The following is a 25,243-nucleotide window of genomic DNA, read 5'->3' as shown; positions in this document are numbered from 1 at the left end:
ATGGAATCCATCACTGAAGCGCCCCGCACGGTCGCGTCGATCGGCGGAGTCGCGAACAACGACGAACCGGCGGATATCGACAACACGATCCTCGTGGAGCGGCGTCGCGCCCGGCGCAACGAGAAGATCCTCGTCTGGTCGCTTCGGGTGGGTGCACTCGCACTCTTCGTCGCCGTCTGGGCCTATGTCTCCGGAAACATGATCGTCGACCCGATGATGATCTCCGCCCCTCTCGATGTCGCGCGAGCGTTCATCGACCAGCTGAGCGACGGCGTCTTCTGGACCGATGTGACGGCGACGTTCAGCGGGGCGATGGTAGGGCTGGTGACCGGTGCGATCGCCGGCATCCTCGCAGGTGTCGTCTTCGCCCGCGTCCAGGTCCTCCACACCGCTGCCTCACCTTTCCTGACCTTGATGAACAGCCTTCCGCGGCCCGCGCTGGCACCGATCTTCATCCTCTGGTTCGGCCTGGGTTTCGGACCGAAGGCCCTCGTCGCCTTCAGCGTCGTGTTCTTCGTCCTGATGACCAGCACGATGGGTGCGATGAAGAGCATCGACCACGACATCGCTCAGTTGACCAAGTCGCTGGGCATGACGCGGACCCAGCGCTTCTTCAAGATCGAGATTCCCGCGGCTCTGCCTGCCATCGTCGGCGGCCTGAGGCTCGGCGCGGTCTACTCGGTGCTCGGCGCCGTGGTGTCGGAAATGGTCGGCGCCTACACCGGCCTGGGGCAGCGCCTCGTCGTCGTGACCAACAATTTCCAGGTCGCGGAAACCTTCGCGATCCTGATCGCCATGGGATTGCTGTCCATGGTCCTGGACGTCTCGATCTCCGGCCTGCAGAAGCTGGTCACCAAGTGGACGAGGTGAGTCGGTGAAGATCGACGACCCCGATCAGCCACTTCTCGCCGAGACGATCGATCACCACAGTCTGTTCCGGCTGGACGGCAATTCCTACGTCGTCCTCGGCGCAGGCGGCGGGATCGGTGAGCACGTCAGCAGGACGATCGTCGCCCTGGGCGGCCGCGTTCTGTGCGTCGACGTCAATGGTGACGACGTCGACGCCGTCGCCGGCTCGTTGCGGATGCCGTCGGTGGTCGCGGACGTGACCACCGAAGAGGGCATCGACATCGCGGCGGCCGGTGCCATCGCCGAGTTCGGACAGATCAACGGCTACGTGGACGTCATCGGCCGGATGCATCGCAAGCAGATCGCCGACTACGGACTGGCGGATTGGGATCAGGACTTCCGGGTGAACCTGGCCCACGCCTTTCTGTCTGCGCGCCGGCTGTCCCCGCTGATCAGCCACGGCGCGATCGTCCACGTCTCGAGTGTGATGGGTTCTCACGGCGGTCGAACGGCACCCGGCTACGGCCCCGCCAAGGCGGCACTCGAAGTGTGGTCCAAGGAGTTGGCCGCCGAGCACGGACCCCGCGGCGTTCGCGTCAACGTGGTCGCCCCGGGCCTCTTCCTCTCGCCACGCGTTGCCGCGACCCCGCGAAGCCTGAACGATTCCCGGATCCTGGCCGGACGGCCCATGCTCGGGAGACTCGGTCAGCCCTTCGAGATCGCCGCCACCGTCGCGTTCCTTCTCTCTCCCGCCGCGGGATACATCACGGGTACAACGATTCCCGTCGAGGGCGGCTCTCTGTCGCGGGACTCGACGGGCCTCGACGACCTGCTGAACTGACCGGCCGGGTCGGTCCGCTCGCGGTTTCGTGTCGAGTGCTGCGAACAGGGCGACGCTGAGTTCGGAGAGCCCCCGACGAGCTGTAATGTGGGCCACGTCGCATAGCAGCACCGAGGGAGACCGATGAGATTCGAGCAGTTGCGATATCTGGAAGCAGCGCTTCGGACCGGATCGTTCCGTCAAGCCGCCAAGGAACTCGACATCTCTCAGCCGACGATCACCAACCAGGTGCAGCGGCTCGAGGAGGACCTCGGCGTCGTGCTCGTGGTTCGCGGTGCCAAGGGAGTACGACCGACGTACGCGGCCGAACGGATCCTGCCGCACGTGGTCGCCGCCGTTCAGGCCGAACACCTGATGCGCGAGGAGGCCAGCGCCATCGGCGGCCTGAAACTCGGCACCGTCCGCCTGGGCACGGTGCCCGCGGGATCTCAGACGATCCTTCCCGGGGTGGTCAAGCGCCTGTTGAGCGACTTTCCCAATGTGCGTTTCGAGGTGGAGGAAGGTCCGTCGAGAATGGTGAGCCGCGGCGTCCTCAGCGGCCATTTCGACGTGGGCCTGGTGACGCGTCTGGCCGGAATCGATCTGATTCCGGCGGAGCAGGCTCTGCTGCACCACGTCGACTTGATCTCCGGCCGGCTGGTGCTGGCGGTCCCGGAGAATCATCGCCTCGCCAGCAAGGACGGCTTCGAGGCCGCCGACCTGGAGGGCGAGCCGCTGATCTTCCCGGCGGAGACCAGCATCCTCCGTACCGCCTTCGAGCAGCTACTCGACGGAATCGAAGCCAGGATCGTCTACGCCACCAACAACGCCGAAGCGTCGCAGAACATGGTGCGCGCCGGCGTCGGGATCTGCATGGCGAACACACTTCTCAGCTCGACGGTGAGCGGCAACGGCGTCGCGCTCGTGCCCCTTCCCTTCGAGTGGGCCCATGCCCGCATCTCCGCGATCGTCAGGAATGACGAAGCGCGGACGTCTGCGGTGCAGGCATTCCTGGGGTTGTTGCGGGAATCTGCCAAGAATTACTGACGGCGCCGTCGACCGGGACACGGTCGCGACGGTCCGATAGCGCACCCGTATCACCCCGCCAACGCTGCGGACCTTCCCAAGCCCTGTGCGGCTGACCACACTGAATACGTGCCGAGCGAGCGAGATCGCCGCCGGATCCGACGTTCAGTGAGGAACTTCAGGTGTCAGTCGATACAGCACAGCCATGCACCCGGGACGCAGTCGCCGAACTCATTTCCGTTGCACGGGAAAGAGAATCGGCGATGTTTACGGAGGCGGAAGGTAAATCCCTGCTCTCCGCCTTCGGGATCGACACCCCCCGGGGCATCGAAATTGCTGTCGGCCAGATGATTTCCGACGACATTCGCGAGCCGTTGGTGGTCAAGGCCATCTCGACCACGCTCGTCCACAAGTCCGACGCCGGCGGCGTGCGGGTGGGGGTGCGCCGCGACGAGATCGACGAGGTCGCTGCACGGATGGGCGAGCAACTGGCCGCCGCCGGGCACCGCTTGGACGGCCTCCTCGTCGAGGAAATGGTCCCGTCCGGTCACGAGGTGATCGTGGGAGCAGTTCGGGCTCCCGGGCTGGGCTGGACCGTGATGGTGGGCCTCGGCGGCGTACTGGTCGAGGTCTTCGAGGATGTTGCGTTCGGTCTCGCGCCGCTCGCGAACGAACAGATTCTCGACATGCTGCACGAACTGCGCGGCATGAAGGTGCTCGACGGAGCCCGTGGTGGGGAGAAGGCAGACATTCCTGCCTTGGTGACACTGATCTCGCGGCTCGCCGGGCCGAACGGTCTGCTGCAGTCGCTGCCGGACGACGTGATCGAGATCGACCTGAACCCGGTCATCGTGTCCGGAACACGCGCAGTGGCCGTGGACGCGCGTTTCGTCGTCGGTCCGGTGGAAGACACCGGATCCGCACCCGGCGACCGTGATGACGGCCGGGCCACCGATTTCACGCCGCTGTTCCATCCGCGCAGGATCGCCGTCCTCGGCGCGAGCGGTCAGCGGCCGAATCTCGCGAACCGGTTCATCCGGAACATTCTGAGCGGCGGCTTCGACGGCACCATCGTGCCGATCCACCCGACCGCGGACAGCATCGAAGGACTTCCCACGGTGCGGTCGCTGGCCGAGGTCGATCAACCGATCGACTACGCGTTCGTGGCGCTGCCTGCGACCCGTGTCAGCGAGGCGCTGAGCCGAGGCGCCGGCCGAGTTCGGTTTGCCCAGGTGATCTCCAGCGGCTTCGGTGAGGTCGAGGAAGGAAAAGATCTCGAGGCGACCCTGGTCCAGACCGTCCGCGATGCGGGCATTCGGCTGATCGGCCCGAACTGCCTGGGCACGCACGCCTCGGCCGGTCGACTCTCGTTCGTGCCCGAAGCACCTCTGACGCCGGGATCGACGGCTGTGGTCTCGCAGAGCGGCGGGCTGAGTGTCGACATCCTGCGCGTCGGATCGTTGCGCGGCATCGACTTTCACAGCGTGGTCAGCATCGGGAACGGCGCAGACGTCACCGCTGCAGAGCTCGTCGAATCCGCCCTACGGAACGACGAGGTCCGTGTCATCGGCCTGTACCTCGAGTCGCTGGCGGCGGCACGCGAGGTGCTCGACGTGCTGACCCGGGCCGAAATGCGCAAGCCGGTAGTGCTTCTCGCCGGTGGCCGAACCAGCGAAGGCTCGCGGGCGGCGACCAGCCACACCGGTGCCCTCGCGGGAAATCACCGACTGTGGCCCGCGATCGCGCGGCAGGCCGGAATGACACTCGTCGATTCACTCGAGGACTTCGCGACGGCCCTGCACGCCCTGTCCACACTCGACCTCACGGTCAAGCCGAACGGTCGCGATGCCGTTCTGTTCGGCAACGGCGGCGGCGCGAGCGTCCTCGGCGCCGACGCACTCGAGCGGCAGGGATTGGCCACACCGCCGCTCGCCGATTCCGTGGTCGAGGAACTGGACGGCCTGGGCCTGCCGCCGGGCAACGGACTGCGCAACCCGATCGACGTGCCCGCGGGGACGCTCGCCGTCAAGAACGGTGCGATCGCGAAGGACGTTCTCGCGGTGGTGCTCGCCGGCAGTGAGCCGGCAGTGCTGATCTCCCACCTCAATGTGGGCATCATCCAGCGCAACCTCGGTGAAACCCACGGCGACGTGACCGGCACCGTCATCGACTCGATCGCAAGCGCCCGCGACGAAGCCACGTCGAACACCCACCAACTTCTCGTGCTCAAGACCGACGGCAGCGCAGACACGGAGGCATTGATCACGACGTACGCGCACCGCGCCCGCACACGCGGAATCCCGGTCTTTCCGGCCTTCGAGGACGCGGCCCTCGCCGCACGGGCGGTTCTCGAGCAGGGACAGCGGACATACCAGGCGTCACGCGACGCAGACGGAAGGTAGTAGAGATGTCACAGGACACAGTGATGGCTGAACCCACGCTCAGCCGCGAGCAGGAGCACGAAGAACGCCGCGCAGCCGCGCTGGCGATGGGTGGCCCGAAGAAGCTGGAGCAGCGGCGCGCCGAGGGCAAACTCAACGCCCGCGAGAGGATTGCGTTGATGCTCGACCCCGGAACCTTCCGGGAAAGCGGGTTGTTCACGACCTCGGCCGTCGACGCCGATCGCGACAAAACTCCCGCGGACGGCAAGGTGACCGGAACCGGCGAGGTCGACGGCCGGCGCGCAGCCGTCATCGCCTACGACTTCACCGTCAAGGGGTCGTCGAGCAGTCCGGTGAGCAACAAGAAGATGTCCCATTTCAAGGAACTCGTCGTTCAGGTCGGGATGCCGCTCGTCTACCTGTCGGAGTCCACCGGGGTCCGGATGCCGGACGCGATGGGCGGGACCGGAATGGGCGCCGCCAACAGCAAGAAGCGGTTCCTCCGGCAGCGCGAAAGTCCCTGGGCATCGGCCGCATTCGGATACTGCTTCGGATCGGCCGCGTGGCACACCGTGTCCGCCGACTTCGCGGTCTTCCGCAAGGGGAGTGTCCTGGCGGTGTCGAGCCCCGGACTGGTCAGCCGCGCCACCGGTCAGCAAGTCGACGCCCAGGAGCTCGGAGGCTGGAAGGTTCATGCGGAGGTCACCGGCTACGCCGATGCCGTCGCCGACACCGACGAGGAAGCGATCGAACTGATCCGCCGGTTCCTCTCGTACCTGCCTTCGCACAACGGTGAGACACCGCCGGTCGCGCCGATCCCGAGTGGATCGGGTGAGCGTGCCGCCGAACTCAACGACATCGTTCCCCAGGCCCGCACCCAGACCTACGACGTACGCAAGGTCATCGAGATCGTCGCCGACACCGGTTCGGTGTTCCCGATCAAGGCCCGTTACGGCAAGAGCCTGGACACCTCGCTGGTCCGGATCGGTGGACAGAGCGTCGGCATCATCGCCAACAACCCGATGTTCAAGGGCGGGGCGCTCGACGGTCCGGCGTGTGACAAGGCGACCAGCTTCCTGGTTCTCTGCGACTCCTACAACATTCCCGTCGTGTTCCTCGTCGACCAGCCGGGATTCCTGATCGGATTGGAAGCCGAGCGGAACAAGATCGCAGGCAAGGTCATCAACTGGATGAACGCCTTGTCCTTGGTGACCGTGCCGAAGATCGCTGTCACGCTTCGCAAGAACTACGGCCAGGCCTACATCAACATGGGTGGCGGACTGACCGCCGACACGACTGCAGGCTGGTGGTCGACGGAGGTGAGCTTCATGGATCCCACGTCGGCGGTGTCGGTCGTCCACGGAGTCGACGCGGAGTCCGACCCCGAGCTCTATGCGCAGCGCCTCGCCGAGATGGCGAAGGGGACTACCGCGTACGACGTCGCACGCGTCTTCGGCGTCGAACAGGTCATCGATCCCGCCGAGACCCGTGACTTCATCCTCGGCGCGCTGAAAGACCACTACCGAGCCCGGACCAACGGCATCGGCGAGCACCTGCTGCGCGCCTGGCCGACGAGTTACTGAGGACGATGTGATGAACTCATTTCCAGATTGCCTGCTGGTCGCGAATCGCGGCGAGATCGCCCGGCGGATCATCGCGACCGCCGGCAAGCTCGGTGTCCGCACCGTCGCCGTCTACCACAAGGTCGATGCGGACCTGCCCTACATCGGTGAGGCCGACCACGCCGTTCAGCTCGAGGGCGACACGCCGGTGCAGGCGTACCTCGACGGCGCTCAGATCGTGCGAATCGCACAGCAAGCCGGTGCGACCGCCGTGCATCCGGGCTACGGATTCCTGGCCGAGAACGCCGACTTCGCCCGACTGGTGGCCCAGTCCGGACTGACGTGGGTCGGCCCGAGCGCCGAGGTCATCGAGGTGATGGGTGACAAGGTCGAGTCGCGCCGGGTCGTGGCTGCTGCCGGTGTGCCGATCAGCGGTGACGTCGGCGCGGCGCTCGAAACGGGCGACGAAGCCGTCGCGGAGGCCGAACGTCTCGGATATCCGGTGATGGTCAAGGCATCCGCCGGCGGCGGCGGAATCGGCATGGCCGTTGCTCACGACGAAGAAGGCCTGCGCAAGGCGTTCGAGAACACCAAGTCGATGGCGGCGCGGAGCTTCGGTTCCGATCGGGTCTTCGTCGAACGGTACGTGTCGTCCGCGCGGCACGTCGAGATCCAGATCCTGGGTCTGGAGGACGGTTCGATCGTCGCTCTGGGAGAACGGGATTGCTCGACGCAACGGCGTCACCAGAAGCTGATCGAGGAGAGCCCGGCCCCGCACCTGGATCCGGCCCTGCGAGAGCGCCTCGTCGAGAGTTCGATTGCGGCCGCCCAGGCCGTGGGCTATCGGAATGCAGGTACGGTGGAATTCCTGCTCGACGCCGTCACCGGCGACTTCGTGTTCCTCGAGATGAACACCCGCATCCAGGTCGAGCACCCGATCACCGAACTCACTCACGGTGTCGATCTGGTCGAGCAGCAGTTGAGCATCGCGGAGTCGGGCACCACCACACCGGGTTTCGCCCCCGTTTCGCGCGGTCACGCGATCGAGTTGCGGATCTGCGCGGAAGACCCCAAGAGGTTCTTCCCGCGCCCGGGGCCGATCGACGTGTGGCAGGAGCCGACCGGGCCCGGTATCCGGGTCGACTCGGGCTACACGGCGGGCACCGAGGTGACGCCGCACTTCGACTCGTTGCTGGCCAAGGTCTGCGCGTTCGGCGCGACCCGTGAGGAGGCGCACGCCCGCGCCCTCGCGGCCTGCAGGGAGTTCGTGATCGAGGGGCTCGTCACCAACAAGCCTTTCCTCGAACACGTGCTCGGCTCGGAAGAATTCACGAGCGGGCGTTACGACACCGGTGTGGTCGAGAAGATCCAACAGAGACAAAAGAACTTGGCCAGAAGGAGTGCGTGAGATGTCAGAGACGATCGAGTCGGATATGGGTGCCAACGTGTGGAAGATCCTCGTCGCACCGGGTGACCGAGTGGAGGAGGAGGCGACGTTGATGATCCTCGAAGCCATGAAGATGGAGATCCCGATCCTCGCCGAAGATGCAGGCACGATCGTGGCAGTCCACGTCGCCGAGGGTGACAGCGTCGCGTCCGGTCAGCCCCTCGTCGAATTCGAGACAGCATGAGCACATCGATTCCCCAACGCATGAAATCCTGGTCGGTCACCCAGCTCGGCGAGCCGATCGACGTCGTGCAACTCGTCGAAGGTGATGTTCCCGAACCTGGTGCAGGGCAGGTCCTCGTGCGTGTCCTGGCGGGCGCAGCCAATTTCCCGGACGTGCTGATGTGCCGTGGCAAGTACCAGGTGCGCCCCGACCTGCCCTTCACCCCCGGACGTGAAGTCTGCGGCGAGGTCGTCGCGGTCGGGCCGGACGTCGTACGGGCAGCGGTAGGCGACCGTGTTCTGGGCCTGACCACTCTTCCCTACGGCGGATTCGCCGAGTACGCCTTGATGGACCAGAGCACGACCCATCCGGCGCCGGCCTCACTCGACGACGCGCAGGCCTCCTGCCTGTTCATCGGGTATCAGACCGGCTGGTTCGGACTCCATCGGCTGGCCAGGATTCGAGAGGGGGAGACCCTCCTGGTTCACGCGGCCGCCGGCGGTGTCGGCAGCGCGGCCATCCAGCTCGGCAAGGCCGCCGGTGCCCGGGTCGTCGGTGTCGTGGGCGGCGAGGAGAAGGCCGCCTACGCCAGGCAGCTCGGTGCCGATGTCGTCGTCGACCGCCGGCAGGAGGACTTCGTCGGGGTCGTCAAGGAATTCACCGAAGGCAGAGGCGCCGACGTCATCTACGACCCGGTGGGAGGCGACGTCTACCACCGTTCGACCAAATGCATTGCGTTCGAGGGGCGGATTCTGGTCGTCGGCTTCGCGGGCGGCGAGATCCAGACCGCGGCGCTCAACCACGCGCTGGTCAAGAACTACTCGATCCTGGGGATTCACTGGGGGCTCTACAACACGAAGAATCCCGGCGCGGTCGATCGATGCCACCGGGAACTGTGCACGCTGGCTGACTCCGGAGCCATCGATCCCTTCGTCAGTCAACGGGTCTCGATGGACGGGGTGCCTGCGGCCCTGCAGAGCCTGGGGGACGGAAAGACCGTCGGCCGAGTGGTGATGGAGCACACCGGGATCGGCCGGTAGCCAGTTTGCGGAAACCGGGGGCAGCACATCGTCAGGCCACCAGGCATGCACTAATCACTAGGAGTACGAATGTTTGGGTCGAAGCAAGGTGACTCGCCCTTCGGAGAACTGCGGGCATTGGACAGCAACATCTCGAGAAGGTCGATGTTGAAGTATCTCGGTCTCGGCACGGCGGCGGTCGGCGCCACCTCGTTGCTGGCGGCCTGCGGGGGTGGACTGGGCGCGGGTGCCTCGGGCCAGGCCGCCAAGTTCACCATCGGGTCGTTTCCGGGTGACACCTTCCTCCTCGATGCGGTGAATCTCGCCAACAACGACTTCGCCAGGAACAACCTCAACGTTCCGAAGTTCATCACCCCGCAGAGCGGTGTGCAGGCGCTGCAGCTCGTCTCCGCAGGCGCTGTCAACGGCTACAGCTCCGACACCCTGCTGCTGATGGGTGCCCACGCCAACAGCACACAGGGCAAGCGTCCGGTCATCATCGGTCTGAAGAACGTGTCCACCACCTACGGGATCGTCGTCGGCCCGAACGGCAATTGGCCCGGCGAAGACGCGACCTTCGAAGAGAAGATGCAGTCGCTGAAAGGCAAGTCGATCGGGGTGAGCGCCATCGGCGCGGGCGGTGACCTGCAACTGGACCTCGCTCTGGAGCTGGCCGGTATGCAATCCTCCGACGTCACCCATCTGGCGGTCGGCCCGTCTGCCTCGGCGATCCCGAACATGAAAGCCGGGCGACTCGACGGCTACGTCTCGGTCCAATGGAGCTCGGGGCTGTTCATCGCCCGGGAGACCGGCGGATCGGTGCTGCTCGACTTCGGCAGGCCGTCGATGCCCGAGACGTTGCGCAACCAGGCCGTGGTCTGCATTTCCACCAGCGAAAGTTTTGCCCAGGAGCACGAGGACGTGCTGAAGAACTGGCTTCGAGCACAGTCGGAGGGCAGCGAATGGATGCTCTCCCACAAGGACGAAGCGGCGGAAATCCTGAACTCCGGCACCTTCGACGGCAACGCACCCGAAATCGCCAAGGCCTACATCGAGCACTACGCGCAGGATGTGGCGCCGAAATTGCAACCGATGTTCAAGGCGCCCAGGGATCAGGTCGACCACATGATCGACCTTGCCGTCCGCTTCGGAAACGCGAAGGAAGGCGCTATCAGCTACGAGCAGATAGTCCCCGCCTTCGCACGGGCGTGAGGTCGCACATGGAGAACACACAGACAGGTGCCGCCCCGACGCGTCCCCAATCCCCGCCCGGGCTGGATCTCGATCGAATCACCGGCTGGCTGGCCGGGGAGCGACCGGGCCTGGTGGCAGGGGAACTGTCGGCCCGGCTGATCGAGGGTGGGAAATCGAATCTGACCTACGACCTCTCCGACGGTGAAAACCAGTGGATCGTGCGTCGTGCGCCACTGGGCGAGGTCATGGCGACGGCTCACGACATGCGCCGGGAGTACCGAATGGCCGGCGCACTTCGAACCACCGACGTCCCCGTGCCGGCGATGATCGCCTACTGCGACGACAAGGACGTTCTCGGCACCGACTTCTACCTCATGGAGCGGATCGAGGGCGTGCCCTATCGGTACGCGGACGAGCTCAGGCCACTCGGTGCCGCTCGAACCCGAGCCATCTCCGTCGAGCTGGTACGCACACTCGCAAAGCTGCACCGGGTAGAACCGCGAGACGTGGGCCTGACCGACTTCGGTCGCCCCGAGGGCTTCCTGGGACGGCAGGTGAAACGCTGGAAGACGCAGCTGGACGCGTCCTACACCCGCGATCTCCCCGGCGCCGACGAGCTCTACACGGCACTCGTCGCGGCCGTCCCCACGACGTCGGCCGCGGGCATCGTCCACGGTGATTTCCGCTTGGACAACGTGCTCGTCGGCGCCGACGACATGCCTGCCGCGGTCATCGACTGGGAGCTGGCGACGCTGGGTGACCCGCTTCTGGACCTGGCCTTGATGCTCACCTATCAGCGGCGAGCGAAGCTCGTGTCCGAACGGGATACGACGGAACCGGCCAAGTACGACGCGACGCTGGCACCCGGATACCTCACCGAGCAACAGATCATCGAACACTACGAAGCCGAGAGCGGTCGCGAACTGGAGGGATTCGGCTTCCACCTCGGTCTGGCCTGCTTCAAGCTCGCCGCGATCTCCGAGGGCGTCCGGTATCGACACATCAATCGTCAAACCGTGGGTGCGGGTTTCGAGGACAGTGGCAGCACTGTGCCGTTGCTGCTCGAACTCGGGCTCGACTCACTGAAGGAGCACAAGTAGATGGAATTCTCGACAGACGCCCGGACCGACGGGTTGCGCAAGGAACTCGTCGATTTCATGTACGGGCACGTCTACCCGGCCGAGGCGGCGTACCTGGACGAGCTGGACGGCCTCGAGGACCGCTTCGCGTGGTCGGAGTCTCCCATCCTGCAGAAGCTGAGAGCGGAGGCACGCAGCCGTGGGCTGTGGAACCTCTTCCTCCCCGGGGCCGAGGGTGCCGGGCTGACGAACGTGCAGTACGCGCCGCTCGCCGAGATCACCGGCCGCAGCAAGCTCCTCGCTCCCGCCGCGCTGAACTGTTCGGCACCGGACACCGGCAACATGGAACTGCTGTCGATGTTCGGCACCGAGCAGCAGAAGAAGGAGTGGCTCACCCCGTTGCTCGAGGCCGAGATCCGTTCGGCCTTCGCCATGACCGAGCCCGACGTCGCGTCCTCGGACGCCACCAACATCTCCACCAGTATCGTTCGGGACGGCGGCGACTACGTGATCAACGGCCGCAAGTGGTACATCAGCGGTGCGATGAATCCCAACGCCAAGATCCTGATCGTGATGGGCAAGACGGATCCGTCGGCCGACAGGCATCGCCAGCAGAGCATGATCCTGGTACCGCGGGACACCCCCGGCGTCCACATCACGCGCGCGATGAAGGTCCTGGGGTACGACGACCATCACAGCGGTGGACATGCCGAGATCGAGTTCACCGACGTGCGGGTTCCGGTTGCCAATCTCATCGGCAACGAGGGCGACGGCTTCGGGATCGCCCAGGCCAGGCTGGGACCCGGCCGGATCCATCACTGCATGCGCGCCATCGGTATTGCGGAGCGGGCGATCAAGCTCATGTGTGAGCGGGCCGACGAACGCGTGGCGTTCGGCAAGCCACTCAGCCAACAGGGCGTGATTCGCGACTGGATCGCCGAATCGCGGGTCCGTCTCGAGCAGTTGCGCCTGCTGGTCCTCAAGACGGCCTGGCTGATGGACACGGTGGGCAACAAGGGCGCACACACCGAGATCCAGGCAATCAAGATCGCCACTCCGTCGACCGTCGAATGGATCATCGACAAGGCAATCCAGGTCCACGGCGCCGGCGGACTCTCACAGGACTTCTTCCTCGCTCCGGCAGCCGCGTATGTCCGCACGCTGCGGTTCGCGGACGGACCCGACGAGGTGCACAAGAACGCGCTGGCGCGCAATGAACTTCGCCGCCAGGCCGCACGACGCAGTGCCTGACCCCTCGGTCGGCCTCTGCTGAGTTCGTTCGGCCCGCTCGCCCACGAAGCGAGTCGGTTTCGCCGTGACGTCCCACCCGTGTCCCCCTGACCTGTAACCCAGGTGAGGGGGACACTGTCGTGTGTAGGGCCCGTTCGGCAGGCGACTGTGGCTATCGCCTTGATAGTGAGTGAGACATTGATCTCACCAGCAGGACCCGCGCATGATCATGACGTGCCAAATCATCTTGCTCAGCATGGTGTCGACTCGTCCTCGCCCGCATCGCCGGTCACGCGGCGACCCGGAAACCAGACGCTCGAGGTCGCGCGGAAGGACGTCGTGGCAGACGGCGTCGTGAAACTGCGGCTCGAGGAGCCGTCCGGTGGGCGGCTCCCGCATTGGACGCCCGGCGCGCACATCGACCTGGTCATGCCGACCGCGGACGGTGGTTCCCAGGTGCGGCAATATTCGTTGTGCGGCGACCGGTGGGATGCCTCCGCCTACGAGGTCGCCGTGTTGCGGGAGCCGAACTCCCAGGGCGGATCGCAGTTCATTCACGAGAATCTGGCCGTCGGGGACATGCTCAGTGTCGGCACCCCGCGGAACAACTTCGGTCTCGCTCAGGCGAGCCGATACGAATTCATCGCCGGCGGCATCGGGATCACCCCGATCATGACGATGATCGCCGCAGCCGAGAAGCTGGGAATCGACTGGCACCTGCTCTACGGCGGTCGGTCGCGTCGCTCCATGGCCTTCCTCGGGGAACTGGCTCGATACGGAGACCGCGTCACGGTGTGGCCGCAGGACGAATCGGGTCATCTGCCGCTCGACTTCCTCGACAAGCCGACGGAGGGGGCCAAGGTCTACTGCTGCGGACCCGAGCCCCTGCTGGCGGCGGTCGAATCCGCCACCACGAACTGGCCCTGGTGGGCCGTCCGGTTCGAGCGGTTCGTGGCGCCTTCCCAGCCGCCACCGGTCCGCACCGAACCCTTCACGATCGAACTGTCCCACTCCGGCAGGACCGTCACCGTCGGTACCGAACAGACCGTTCTCGAGGCCCTGGACGCCGCCGGCATCCCGGTGTTGTCCTCGTGCAACGAGGGAGTCTGCGGCACATGTGAAGTCGGTGTCGTGGGCGGTGTTCCCGATCATCGGGATTCACTCCTGAGTGATGCGGAGCGCGCCAAGGGAGACCGGATGTTCGTCTGTGTGTCACGTTCGATCACCGAACGACTCGTGCTGGATCTATAGGAGGCTGACAGTGTCGATTACGGATACCACCGGACGGCAGGGCTCGACAGCCCCGTCCCTCGACGACGACCCCTTCTCGTCGGAGACCCTCGAGAACCCGCTGCCGTTCCAGGAGCGACTGCGTGAATCCGGGCCTGTCGTCTTCCTGCCCCGGTACAACGTCCACGCCGTCGGGCGTTACGACGAAGTCCACAGCGCGCTCTCGAACTGGCAGGGCATGACCTCCGGTTCCGGAGTCGGCCTGAACGAGCCGTGGCGGGCCCGGGGACTACTTCAGACCGATCCGCCCGAGCACGACGCACCCCGCGAGGTGCTGCAGTCGATTCTGTCCGCACGAGCATTACGTGCGATGAAGGACGCCTGCACACGGCAGGCCGAGACGCTGATCGACAACCTGCTCGGCGGCACGGCTGCCGGGGACGCGATCGAGATCGACGGATACAACGACATCGCGGCCGTGTTTCCGGTGAACTTCTTTCCCGACGCGTCCGGCATCGACGAGGAGCAGCGGGAGAATCTCGTTCCCTACGCAGATCACATCTTCAATGCCCTGGGGCCGCGGAACGAACGGGTCCTGCAGGGGGAAGGCCGGAGCGAGGCACTGGCGGAATGGGCCACTGCGAAGTGTGCCCGGGAGTCCCTGAAACCCGAAGGATTCGGCAGCGAGATCTGGGCGGCCGCCGACCGCGGCGACATCATGCACGAACTGGCGCCGCTCCTCACGCGTTCGCTGTTGTCGGCAGGTGTCGACACGACCGTCTACGGTCTCTCCGCGATGCTCTATGGATTCGCCACACATCCCGATCAGTGGGCGGCTCTTCGACAGAACCCCAACCTCGCCCGAGTCGCCTTCGACGAAGCGCTGCGCTGGGAGTCGCCGGTCCAGATGCTGTTCCGCAAGACGTCGGCCGACGTCGAGATCTCCGGGACCGTCATACCGGCCGAGACGAGGGTGCTGCTGTGCTACGCCGCTGCGAATCGTGACCCGCGCCGGTGGGACAACCCTGATCGGTTCGACCTCTCGCGAGATCCCTCGGGGCACGTGGCCTTCGGGATGGGGATCCACCAGTGCGTGGGCCAGCACGCGGCGCGTCTGCAGGCCGAGTGCCTGCTCGAGGTTCTCGTGACCCGTGTGACGTGCATCGAACTTGCGGCACCCGTACGTCGCTATCACAACAACACGCTGCGAGGATGGAAGGCCATGCCGCTTCGGCTGAGCCTCGCCTAGATGTTGTGAACGAGTTCGTGTTCGACTGCGCCCTAGAACGATTGAGTGCCGGTGCCGGTTCGACGTACCTGATCCACGGTGAGGCCGGCACCGGCAAGACACACCTCCTCCGGTGCACGCTCGACGCGGCCCGCAGGCGTGGATGGACGTGCTTGTACGCCGCGGCGCACGAGTACGACCACGACATCCCGTACGCGACGTTGCGCACCCTCGTGGGAGTCCTCGGCCACAGCACGGTGTCGAGCGATCCGAGTGGTGTGACGGCGCTGTTGCAGTCGATGACGGATTCGTCGCCCGTGGTCGTGGTCGTGGACGACGCGCACCTGGCGGACGAAGACAGTCTCGTCGCCGTGACCCTCGCCGCTCGGCATCTGGCGGGCCGCCCGCTCCTCGTGATCTTCGCCTCGCGGACTCGGCCGTGGATGACCGGCGAACGTCTCTTCGCGACGATCGGCCCCCTCGTGAGCGAACAGGCGCGGACGGTTCTCGAGGTTCGGCCAGTCGAGGGGCGGGCCCTCGGCGGACTGGTCGAGTCGGTCCTCGACGCCGTGCCCGACGAGCGACTGACCGGCTACCTTTCCGAGCGGACGCGGGGGAACGCGCTGCTGGTCCGAGAAACGGTGAACGCGTTGCACACTGCGGGCGCACTCCGCATCGAACAGGGAATCGGCTACCTGGTCGATGATTCCCCGCCCCAGTTCCCGCGCCCTGCGGCGTTGCTCCACCGGCTGTTTCCCCGGGACCACGCCGTCCGCGCACTGGGTCGTCTGGTCGCGGTGTTCGGACGGGTGGATCTGGACTACCTTCCGCTCCTCGCCGAACTGGCCGAGAGGTCGCTGGGCGAGGTCCGGGCCGCCTTCGACTCACTGGTCTCGAGCGGCGCGCTGGTGGCAACGGGGTCCGGGTGGTACGAATTCGGCCACCCACTGATCGGTGAGCTGCTCTATGGCGAGATCGGTCCGGCCGAGCGCCGCCGCGTCCATGCTGCGATTGCTACGCGGATCGAGGGCACCGACAGCGAGCTGGGCATGCCGGCCCTCGAGCGCGCCCGGCACGCCACCGAGGGCGCGGCGCGCGGCGACATGGTCGCGGTCACGGTGGCGTTGCGTGCCGCCGATCGAGCGCTGCGCACGTCGCCGCGCGCGGCTGCCCGATGGTACGGCCGGGCGCTCGATCTGCTGCCACGCGCGGACGCCGCCGCCGGCGAGATACTCCGCAGGCAGTCCGCGGCGTACTGGAAGGGTGCGCGGCCGGCCCTGGCCATCGAAGCCGGCAGAAAAGCGCTCGGACTTCTCGAGGCGGGCCGTTCCCGCGACCGCACCGTGGCGACGATCGTGCACTGCCACAGCGCGATGGGCGATCCGCAGAGTGCTGCAGACCTACTGGTCGCCGAGGCGGGGCAGGCGAGAGACCCGACGCCCTACCTCGCGCAACGGGCGGCGATGGCGGCGCGCCTCGGTGACACGGATCAGGCGCGCGTCCTGGCCGCGACAGCGTGGTCACAGGTGCGTGAGTCGACGCCGGCGGACCAGGTGATCGCCTACACGTACCTCGGTCAGGTCGAAGCCTCCGTCGGGACGTTCCCGAACGCACTCGAGGCTGTCGACCAGCTCGCAATGCTCGGGACCGGCGAGCGGGAACTCCCGGTGGGCACGCGCACCGGTGCGTTGGAGTCGGCAGCGCACCACGCCGCCACGGCAGGCGCGACCGGTCGCGCGAACGCGCTGCTGACGAAGGCGGGTGAAGCCGCCGGACTCGCCGGATTCGGAAACCTGGGCGGGCAAGCCGTACTCGCTCGCGCGCTCGCCGAGTACACGGCCGGCGAATGGACCGCGGCGTCCGAGACGATTGCCCGGGAGGCCGTCCATCTCGAGTTCTCGGGTATGCGCAGCACTCTGGCTCGCCTACGTGGCGTGGAGGTGCAGATCCTCACGGGCCGAGGTGATTTCCGGCGTGCGGCGTCCGTGCTGGCAGCGACGAAGCCGCCGGCCTCCTGCCGGATCGACTTCGCGATCTGGCAGGCAGTGCAGGCGTCGGTCGAGGTGTCGAGATCCCGGTTCGAGGACGCCATGCCGGTCCTGGAGCGACTGCGGTCGGAAGCGGGAATCCGCGGCTGGAACGAGGTCGGGGCCATCACCCACACGAGTCTGGTCGAGGGCTACCTGGCGTCGGGAGAGGTCGAGGCCGCTCGGCACGTCGCGGACGAGTTCTGCCGCCTTGCGGAGGACATCGGTTCACCCAAGGCCCGGATGGCATCCGGCATCGGCCATGCCCGCAGCTTCGGTGACGTGGACCGCGCACGTGAAGTGCTTCTCGAGGCCGAGGAGCAGGGTATGCACTTCATCGCGGCGCAGGCCCACCATGCGCTCGGCGTCGTCGGCCGGGACGGCGCCGATCACCTCGAGGCAGCCTGGGCATTGTTCAAGAAGATGGACGCGACGCTGTGGCTGAAGCGGGTCGAGGCCGCCGGCCGGTCGCGCGGTCTCGTCCTCGACAGACGTGCCGACAAGTCGGGGGCACCCGGACCTCTCACCGATGTGGAGCGTCAACTCGTCACGCTGGTCCGAGACGGCCTCAGCAACCGGGAGATCGCCGAGGTTCTCCACTACAGCAGCAAGACCGTCGAGGCCTACCTCACCCGCCTCTACAAGAAAACCGGCTACAACTCGCGGGTCGAGCTGATCGTGGCCCACGAGCGGGCGGAAAGTCTCACCGGTAGGTGACCCAGGGGTCCGGGAGATGACCGTGCTCGTTGAACGCCACGAGGGACGTCCCCGACGAGCCGATCACGATCTTGGTGACGCCGGAATTGACCGCGACTCTGTTCAGAGCGAGCCATTGCGGGAAGCCGCCCCCCAGCAGCCGGGCAGTCACCCAGGCGATCGCACCGGCGCTGGAGAAGACGACACCGGTCTGTCCGCGTTCGAGCCCTTCGGCAACGCGGTCGAGGGACGCGTCGACCCGGGTCGTGAACGCACCGAACGTCTCGACGTAGTCGGCATCGTGGTCACCGGACGACCACCGTGTGGAAGCCCGCTCGAGCAGCCGCTGGAAGGCGCGCGAATCCGTCTTCGCCCTCGGATCGTGCTCACCGCTCGCAGCCAGTAGGTCGCTCGCGTCGAACTCGTCCCAACCCGGATCGATGTCGGGGTCAGTCGTGTGCCAGGCGGCGGCCGTGCTTGCCTCCTGAGCCGTCTCTCGTTGGCGTTTCATGTTTCCGGTGACTGTGCGGGCGGGAGCGATGCCGCGACGATTCAGCTCGGTGCCGAGGGCGCGACTCTGTTCTCGGCCGCGTGGCGACAGGCGGTCGTAGTCGTCGGTGCCGAAGGATGCTTGTCCGTGACGGACCAGAAGGACAACACTCATGCGGCGCACGGTAGTTCACCCGGCCACCGGCGGCATACCCTTCTCGGCCGGTCGCCGCACACTCGCGGGAGATCCCTATCGGCCCTCCGCCGCGGTGCGGGTACCTCTAGATTCAGAGCATGGACATGCGGCAGATGGAGTACTTCCTCGCTGTAGTCGACTGCGGCGGGGTCACCCGCGCCGCAGCGCAGTTACGTGTGGCGCAGCCGTCGCTGTCGCAGGCGGTGCGCAAGCTCGAGAAGGACCTGGGCGTCGAGTTGTTCCATCGCGTCGGCCGTGGCCTCGTGCTCTCGCCTGCCGGTGAGGCGCTCGTCGGCCCGGCACGCAGCATCCTGCGGGAGGTGGAATCGGCCGAGAACGCCGTGCGTGACGTCGGGGCGATGCGCGGCGGCCGGATCGACATCGCCTCGCTCTCGGACCTGTCCTCGGATCCGCTGTCGGTGTGGGTCGCCAAGTTCCGCCGGCAGTACCCCGACGTGCGGTTCCACATCGAGGAACGGGACGAGACCGCCGATATCGTGTCGCTGGTCCGGTCGGGGGCGTGCGAGCTGGGCATTCTCGCGCTGCCCCTCCCGACCGAGGACCTCGTCGGGGAGGAGCTCATCGATCAGCAGCTCGTCCTGGTGTGTCCGCCCGGCACCGACGCCCGGTGGCCGGACCCGGTGCCGATCGAGGCGTTGACCCGTGTTCCCTTCGTCATGGGCGAAAAGGGCACGGCGACGCGAGATTTCATCGATCGCTCGCTACGGCGGCGCGGCGTCGAACCCGACGTCGCGGTTGAGGTGCGTCAGCGTGGTGCCGTGCTGCCGATCGTTCTCGCGGGCGGCGGGGTGTCGATCGTGGCCCTGCGCAGCGGACTCGACGCGATGCTGCGCGGCGGGGTGGTGCGTGAACTCTCGCCGCGGCTCACCCGCCGCATGGGCGTGGTCCGCCGTCCCGGCCGGATGACTCACGCGTCCACGGAGTTCCTGGCCTGCGCCCGTGCGTCGTTCGAGGAGTTCGCCACGTCCATCGCCGCGCTCATGTCCTCCGGTGTTTCCCTCGTGGAGGCCGCAAAGCTGACGCGGGCCGAGTTCGACCGCCGGATTCGCGACGACAACGCGCGCGCCACGAACTCATAGGCAATTGCAGTATTTCTCCTACTTTTCTGGTCTTTGACCCGATCGATACTCGGGACTTCAATGGTGTGTACCTGATCACACCGTTGCGACGGGATCCGGATCGATCGAAGGTCGCATTCGAGATCCGTCCGGACTGGTTCACGCCACGCAGACACGTCGCGACGGTTCGTTTCCGAAGAGGCCCTATGACTCAAGTATCGACGCCGACCACCGCAGCGTCCCGGCGCACCAGATCGGCGCTGACCCGGCGCGCCTGGATGATTACCGGACTGCTCGTCGTGTTCATGCTCATCAATTTCGCGGACAAGTCCGTCATCGCGTTCGCCGGCGTCCAGATCCAGAAGGATCTGGGCCTGACGCCGCAACAGTTCGGCATGATCCAGAGCAGCTTCTTCTGGCTGTTCGCCGCCGGCGCCCTGTTCTTCGGCTGGCTGTCGTCCAGGGTGAGTATCCGATGGCTGCTGGCCGGACTGATGCTGCTCTGGGTAGCCACCATGGTGCCCCTGACCGGCACCGTGACCTTCGGCGTCCTGGTGGCCTGCCGGCTCGTCCTCGGGTTCGCCGAGGGCCCGGCCTTCGCCCTCGCCAACCACGCCGTTCACTCCTGGTTCCCGCCGGAGAAGCGTGCCTTGCCGAGCAGCTTCGTCACCGCCGGATCCTCGCTCGGTGTCCTCATCGCTGCACCCGTGCTGACCTGGATCATCGTCCGCTGGGACTGGCACGCCGCGTTCTACCTCCTGATCACGGTCGGTCTGGTCTGGGTGGTCGCCTGGATCCTCCTCGGACGCGGCGCACCCGGCGAGGCCGCCGAGCCGGCCCAGGCAACCGCAACCGTCGTCGACACCGTCGACGCCCCGTACCGGACGATCCTGCGCACCGGGACCGTGATCGGGATCGCGCTGTTGATGTTCTGCTCGTACTGGTCCACCACGCTCAAGGTGTCCTGGCTCCCCGTCTACCTGGAAGACGGTCTCGGCTACGACACCCTGACCACCGGTCGGCTGGTCATGCTTCCCTACGGACTCGCGGCGGTCGGTGCGATCGCTGCCGGATGGTTCTCGAATCGCCTCGTCTCCCGCGGCGTCTCCCGGAAGGTTGCGCGCGGCTACCTGTCGGCCGGCCTGATCGCCGGCGCCGGCATCACCATGGTCGGGTTCACCATCGTGTCGGCCGGACTGCTGCAGATCCTGCTCGTGTCCCTGGCCTTCTCGCTCAACACCGCGGCGTACGGCGTGGCGTTGACGGCAATCGCCGACGTCGTGCAGTCCCGTAAACGCGGCATGGTCCTTGGTGGCCTCGGCGCTGTGTCGAGTATCTCCGGCATGGTCGCACCACTCGTACTCGGTTTCTCGGTCGGCCGGGCGGCCGACAAGATCTCCGGCTACGGCACCGGCTTCCTGATCAGCGGGATCCTGATGATCGTCGGTAGTGCGATCGCGGTGTTCCTGGTCAACCCCGAACGTGACATCACCCTCATCCGCCGGCGTGCCGAGGAGACCGCATGATCGACAAGCCCCTCGACGGCGTCCGCGTCATCGACTTCGGTCAATTCATCGCTGCCCCCGCCGCCACCCAGGTCCTGGTGGACCTCGGCGCCGACGTGATCAAGGTCGAACCGGTGCACGGCGAGTCCGCACGTGGAATCGGCGCGCACGGTAAAGCCATGGTGGAGAACTACAACCGCGGCAAGCGGGCAATCGCGCTCGACCTCAAGGACCCGCGCGGTCAGGAGATCGCCCGCCGTCTGATCGCCGGCGCCGACATCGTGGTGCAGAATCTGCGCCCCGGGGTGATGGACAAGCTTGGTCTGGGCGCGGAGGAGATGCGTGCCGCGCATCCGCACCTCGTGTACGCGACGGTGAGCGGGTTCGGCTTGCACGGACCGTCCAGGAATCGAGCCGGCCTCGACATCGCCGCGCAGGCGGAGAGCGGTCTGATGTGGGTGACCGGCGAGCACGACGGCGAGCCGCAGAAGGTCGGTGCCCAGATCGTCGACGCCGCCACCGGCTACGTCTGTGCCCAGGCAATCCTCGGCGCGTACATCAGGCGCCTGCGCACCGGCGAGGGCGACACCGTCGAGGTGTCGCTGCTCGAGGTCGCCATTCATCTGCAGGCCCCGAACTGGGGCGCCTACCTCGACACCGGCAACGAACCACGGCGAATGGGCAACGGTCAGCCGACGGTCGCCCCGGCCGCCGACATCATGCCCACCAGCGACGGCAGCGTCGTGGTCTCCGCCTACTCCGAGGTCCACTTCCGGCGACTGTGCCGACTGCTGGGCCGGGCGGAACTCGCCGACGACGCCCGGTTCGCCGACAACGAGAGCCGGGTCCGCAACCGCCCCGCCCTGCTCACCGAGTTGCGCGCCGCGTTCGCGACCATGACGAGCGACGAGGCGATGGACGTGCTCGCCGCCAACGGTGTCGTCGCCGGGCGGATCAACACCTATCCCGAGGCGATGCGCAGTCCCGACGTCCAGGCCTCCGGGCTCTTCATCGAGGTCAGCCGCCCCGACGGCGTGCCTGCGACCGCACTCGGCACGCCGTGGCACCTCGAGAGTGTCCCGAAGCTCCCGACGGCAGGTGCGCCCGACCTGGGGCAGCACACCGCCGAAGTGATCGCCGAACTCGGTTACCCGACCGACGCGCTCGATGCGCTGGCAGCCGACGGCGTCGTCGCGCTCGGCCGCTGAAATCCGTCGACGGCACTCACCGTCGACCCATTTTCGAAGGAATCACCATGCAACGCACCATCTTCACCGACGACCACCATGCCTTCCGTGACGTGGTCCGCCAGTTCATCGCCAAGGAGATCGTCCCGAACCTGCCCGACTGGGAGGCGGCCGGCTGCATCCCCCGCGACTTCTACACCAAGACCGCGGCACTCGGCATCAACGGACTGCAGGTGCCCGAGCAGTACGGCGGCGGCGGCATCGACAGCTTCCTGTTCAACACCGTCGTGTACGAGGAAATCGGTTACGCGGCAGCCTCTCTCGGGGGCTTTCAGGTGCACTTGAACACCGTGCTCCCGTACTTTCTCGAATACGCCGATGAGGAACAACGCGACCGCTGGTTCCCCGGCTTCGCCGACGGTGCGCTCGTCAGCGCGATCGCGATGACCGAACCCGGCATCGGCTCCGACCTCGCCGGTGTCACCACCACCGCCGTCCGCGACGGTGACGACTACGTCCTCAACGGGAACAAGACGTTCATCACCGGCGGCATCAACGCCGACCTCGCGATCGTGGTCGCGAGGACCTCGAAGGATCCCGAGAATCGCCGCAGCGGTCTGTCGCTGCTGGTGGTCGAATCCGGCATGCCCGGGTTCACTCGCGGTCGCAACCTGCACAAGATCGGGATGAAGTCGAGCGACACCGCCGAACTCACCTTCGACAACGTCCGGGTGCCCGCGGCCAACCTGCTCGGCGAGGAGGGCGCCGCCTTCAAGATGCTGGCCCACAACCTGCCGCAGGAGCGGCTGTCGATCGCGATCACCGCGCAGGCCACGGCCACCGCCGCGGTGGACCTGGCGATCGCGTACGCCAAGGAGCGGATGGTGTTCGGTAAGCCGCTCGCCGGCTTCCAGAACACGAAGTTCGTACTCGCCGAGTGCGCGACCGAGTTGCAGGCCGGGCAGGCCCTGGTCGACCAGGCGCTGATCGCCCTGGACGCCGGCACCCTCACTCCCGCCGACGCGGCCAAGGTGAAGCTGTTCTGCACCGAGGTGCAGGCCCGGGTCATCGACAAGTGCCTGCAGGTGCACGGTGGCTACGGCTACATGACCGAGTACCCGATCGCGCGACTGTACGCCGATGCCCGCGTCACCCGGATCTTCGGCGGCACCAGCGAAGTCATGAAGAGTGTCATCTCGAAGTCGATGGGGCTCTAGGCATCTCGCACTCCACACCATTCCGGGCACCACTGGGGCCCGGCCACATCGAAGGTTCATCCATGCAGATCAAGGACATCAACGCCGTCGTCACGGGCGGAGCATCCGGACTCGGACTCGCCACCGCCACCCGGCTGGTCGAGTCCGGCGCCACCGTCACCCTGCTCGATCTCCCCGGTTCGCCGGGGGCAGAGCAGGCCGCGGCGCTCGGGCCCGCCGCACGGTTCGTACCGACCGACGTGACCGACGGCGACGCGGTGGCCGCGGCCTTCGCCGCCGCGGCCGAGCGCGGCCCGGTGCGGGCCGTCGTGCACTGCGCAGGCCGCGGACGGCCGATGCGCGTGCTCACCAAGGACCGCAAGGCCGCCGACCTCGAGCCTTTCGAGTCGGTGATCCGGCTCAACGTGATCGGGACGTTCAACGTGCTGCGGTTCGCGGCCGAGGCGATGGCCGCGAACGAATTGCGGGGCGGCGACCGCGGCGTATGTGTCCTGACCGCGTCCGTCGCCGCGTACGAGGGCCAGATCGGGCAGATCAACTATGCGACGTCCAAGGCGGGAATCGTGGGGATGACACTGCCCGCCGCCCGCGACCTCGCCGGCGTCGGGATCCGGGTGTGCACCATCGCGCCCGGCGTGTTCGCGACACCCCTCCTGCTCAATGCGCGCGACGACATCCGGGACGCGCTGGCGGCCTCGGTTCCGCATCCGCAGCGGCTCGGCGAGCCGTCCGAGTTCGCCGCGCTGGCCGAGCACATCATCGAGAACGGGATGCTCAACGGGGAGACGATCCGCCTCGACGGTGCGATCCGGATGGCACCGAGGTGACCGCAGAGGCGCCCGCACCGGTCGTGCTGACGGAACGGGTGGGGCCGGTGCTGGTCATCACGCTGAACCGACCGCAGGCCCGCAACGCGGTGGACCGTGCGGTCGCGGAGGCCGTCGCCGAGGCGGTTCAACTGCTGGACTCCGATCCGCGGCTGCGAGTGGGTGTGCTCACCGGAGCCGGCGGATACTTCTGCGCAGGAATGGATCTCAAGGCCTTCCTGCGGGGTGAGAGCCCACGCGTCGAGGGTCGCGGATTCGCCGGGCTGGTGGAGGCGCCGCCCGCCAAGCCCCTGATCGCCGCCGTCGACGGTCCCGCGCTCGCGGGCGGTTTCGAGATCGTCCTGGCGGCGGACCTCGTCGTCGCCGCGCCGACCGCGACGTTCGGCCTGCCCGAGGTCCGCCGCGGCCTGGTCGCCGCCGCGGGCGGGTTGACCCGGCTGCCCGCACGGCTGCCGCGAGCGGTGGCGCTGGAGATGGTGCTCACCGGCAAGACCGTGACCGCCGCGCAACTGCACCCGCTGGGGCTGGTCAACCGGCTGGCCCCCGAGGGCGAGGTGTTGGCGGCGGCGCTCGAACTCGCCGACGAGATCGCCGGCAACGGGCCGCTCGCAGTCCGGGCCAGCAAGCGGGTCATCGACGAGTCTCCCGGCTGGCCGCACGCGGAGATGTTCGAGCGGACCCGGCAGATCGTGATGCCGGTCTTCGACTCCGACGACGCCCGCGAGGGCGCCGCCGCCTTCACCGAACGCCGCGCCCCGGTCTGGACCGCGACGTGATCACCGAGAACGAGAG

21 protein-coding genes are annotated in these 25,243 nt (G+C 66.9%); 20 read left to right on the top strand and 1 reads right to left on the bottom strand.

What is annotated here, in order from left to right:
- From JWS14_RS13880 to JWS14_RS13815, 14 genes are all read left to right on the top strand, one after another.
- Positions 1-870 carry an ABC transporter permease gene (locus tag JWS14_RS13880; protein WP_072937213.1) on the top strand — a complete coding sequence of 290 codons (870 nt, stop codon included), beginning with the start codon at positions 1-3 and terminating at the stop codon, positions 868-870.
- 4 nt (positions 871-874) lie between these two features.
- Positions 875-1,690 (top strand): SDR family NAD(P)-dependent oxidoreductase, encoded by an 816-nt coding sequence (locus tag JWS14_RS13875; RefSeq protein WP_206013524.1) that lies wholly within the window; start codon positions 875-877, stop codon positions 1,688-1,690.
- A 123-nt stretch (positions 1,691-1,813) separates the two neighbouring features.
- Complete coding sequence (locus JWS14_RS13870; protein ID WP_072937215.1) at positions 1,814-2,716, top strand: LysR family transcriptional regulator; 903 nt, start codon at positions 1,814-1,816, stop codon at positions 2,714-2,716.
- A 161-nt stretch (positions 2,717-2,877) separates the two neighbouring features.
- Positions 2,878-5,097, top strand: a complete 2,220-nt coding sequence (locus JWS14_RS13865) for an acetate--CoA ligase family protein (RefSeq protein WP_259375855.1) — start codon at positions 2,878-2,880, stop codon at positions 5,095-5,097.
- 23 nt (positions 5,098-5,120) lie between these two features.
- The gene (locus tag JWS14_RS13860; protein WP_072937280.1) at positions 5,121-6,659 is read left to right on the top strand and encodes an acyl-CoA carboxylase subunit beta; all 1,539 of its coding nucleotides are present in this window, start codon (positions 5,121-5,123) and stop codon (positions 6,657-6,659) included.
- A 10-nt stretch (positions 6,660-6,669) separates the two neighbouring features.
- Complete coding sequence (locus tag JWS14_RS13855; protein WP_072937217.1) at positions 6,670-8,046, top strand: acetyl-CoA carboxylase biotin carboxylase subunit; 1,377 nt, start codon at positions 6,670-6,672, stop codon at positions 8,044-8,046.
- Between the two features lies 1 nt (position 8,047).
- Complete coding sequence (locus JWS14_RS13850; RefSeq protein ID WP_072937218.1) at positions 8,048-8,269, top strand: biotin/lipoyl-binding carrier protein; 222 nt, start codon at positions 8,048-8,050, stop codon at positions 8,267-8,269.
- Between the two features lie 20 nt (positions 8,270-8,289).
- Entirely contained in the window at positions 8,290-9,288 is a 999-nt protein-coding gene (locus tag JWS14_RS13845; protein WP_206016013.1) for an NADPH:quinone oxidoreductase family protein, read from the top strand.
- A gap of 144 nt (positions 9,289-9,432) precedes the next feature.
- The gene (locus JWS14_RS13840) at positions 9,433-10,479 is read left to right on the top strand and encodes an ABC transporter substrate-binding protein (RefSeq protein ID WP_072937220.1); all 1,047 of its coding nucleotides are present in this window, start codon (positions 9,433-9,435) and stop codon (positions 10,477-10,479) included.
- Positions 10,480-10,487: 8 nt separating this feature from the next.
- A complete protein-coding gene (locus JWS14_RS13835; RefSeq protein WP_206013522.1) occupies positions 10,488-11,561 on the top strand; it encodes a phosphotransferase family protein in 1,074 nt (357 codons plus the stop codon).
- Complete coding sequence (locus JWS14_RS13830) at positions 11,562-12,791, top strand: acyl-CoA dehydrogenase family protein (protein ID WP_095862226.1); 1,230 nt, start codon at positions 11,562-11,564, stop codon at positions 12,789-12,791.
- A gap of 213 nt (positions 12,792-13,004) precedes the next feature.
- Positions 13,005-14,021 carry a PDR/VanB family oxidoreductase gene (locus tag JWS14_RS13825; RefSeq protein ID WP_206013521.1) on the top strand — a complete coding sequence of 339 codons (1,017 nt, stop codon included), beginning with the start codon at positions 13,005-13,007 and terminating at the stop codon, positions 14,019-14,021.
- A 10-nt stretch (positions 14,022-14,031) separates the two neighbouring features.
- Positions 14,032-15,249, top strand: coding sequence for a cytochrome P450 (locus tag JWS14_RS13820; RefSeq protein WP_241031335.1), 1,218 nt, complete (start codon positions 14,032-14,034; stop codon positions 15,247-15,249).
- A gap of 5 nt (positions 15,250-15,254) precedes the next feature.
- On the top strand, positions 15,255-17,972 hold the full coding sequence (locus JWS14_RS13815; protein ID WP_206013519.1) for a helix-turn-helix transcriptional regulator: 2,718 nt from the start codon (positions 15,255-15,257) through the stop codon (positions 17,970-17,972).
- On the opposite strand, the gene JWS14_RS13810 is transcribed toward JWS14_RS13815, so the two are convergent.
- Positions 17,959-18,615 carry a histidine phosphatase family protein gene (locus JWS14_RS13810; RefSeq protein WP_206013518.1) on the bottom strand — a complete coding sequence of 219 codons (657 nt, stop codon included), beginning with the start codon at positions 18,613-18,615 and terminating at the stop codon, positions 17,959-17,961. The two genes, JWS14_RS13815 and JWS14_RS13810, sit on opposite strands and share 14 nt — an antisense overlap.
- Positions 18,616-18,734: 119 nt before the next feature.
- Here JWS14_RS13810 and JWS14_RS13805 point away from each other — a divergent pair, with 119 nt between their 5' ends.
- The 6 genes from JWS14_RS13805 (at position 18,735) to JWS14_RS13780 (ending at position 25,227) form a co-directional block, all read left to right on the top strand.
- Entirely contained in the window at positions 18,735-19,736 is a 1,002-nt protein-coding gene (locus JWS14_RS13805) for a LysR family transcriptional regulator (protein WP_095862230.1), read from the top strand.
- Positions 19,737-19,921: 185 nt separating this feature from the next.
- Positions 19,922-21,241 carry an MFS transporter gene (locus tag JWS14_RS13800; protein WP_206013517.1) on the top strand — a complete coding sequence of 440 codons (1,320 nt, stop codon included), beginning with the start codon at positions 19,922-19,924 and terminating at the stop codon, positions 21,239-21,241.
- Positions 21,238-22,428 (top strand): CaiB/BaiF CoA transferase family protein, encoded by a 1,191-nt coding sequence (locus JWS14_RS13795; RefSeq protein WP_072937225.1) that lies wholly within the window; start codon positions 21,238-21,240, stop codon positions 22,426-22,428. Before JWS14_RS13800 ends, JWS14_RS13795 begins: the two co-directional genes overlap by 4 nt.
- A gap of 47 nt (positions 22,429-22,475) precedes the next feature.
- On the top strand, positions 22,476-23,624 hold the full coding sequence (locus JWS14_RS13790) for an acyl-CoA dehydrogenase family protein (protein ID WP_206013516.1): 1,149 nt from the start codon (positions 22,476-22,478) through the stop codon (positions 23,622-23,624).
- A 62-nt stretch (positions 23,625-23,686) separates the two neighbouring features.
- Positions 23,687-24,451 (top strand): SDR family NAD(P)-dependent oxidoreductase, encoded by a 765-nt coding sequence (locus tag JWS14_RS13785; RefSeq protein ID WP_095862232.1) that lies wholly within the window; start codon positions 23,687-23,689, stop codon positions 24,449-24,451.
- Complete coding sequence (locus JWS14_RS13780) at positions 24,448-25,227, top strand: crotonase/enoyl-CoA hydratase family protein (protein ID WP_206013515.1); 780 nt, start codon at positions 24,448-24,450, stop codon at positions 25,225-25,227. The genes JWS14_RS13785 and JWS14_RS13780 overlap by 4 nt, the downstream gene beginning before the upstream one ends.
- The last annotated feature ends 16 nt before the right edge of the window (positions 25,228-25,243 follow it).

This window comes from Rhodococcus koreensis, from assembly GCF_017068375.1.
Lineage (GTDB): Bacteria > Actinomycetota > Actinomycetes > Mycobacteriales > Mycobacteriaceae > Rhodococcus_F > Rhodococcus_F koreensis.
Note: the sequence above shows the minus strand (reverse complement) of the source record. Positions and strands in the feature narration are given on the sequence as shown.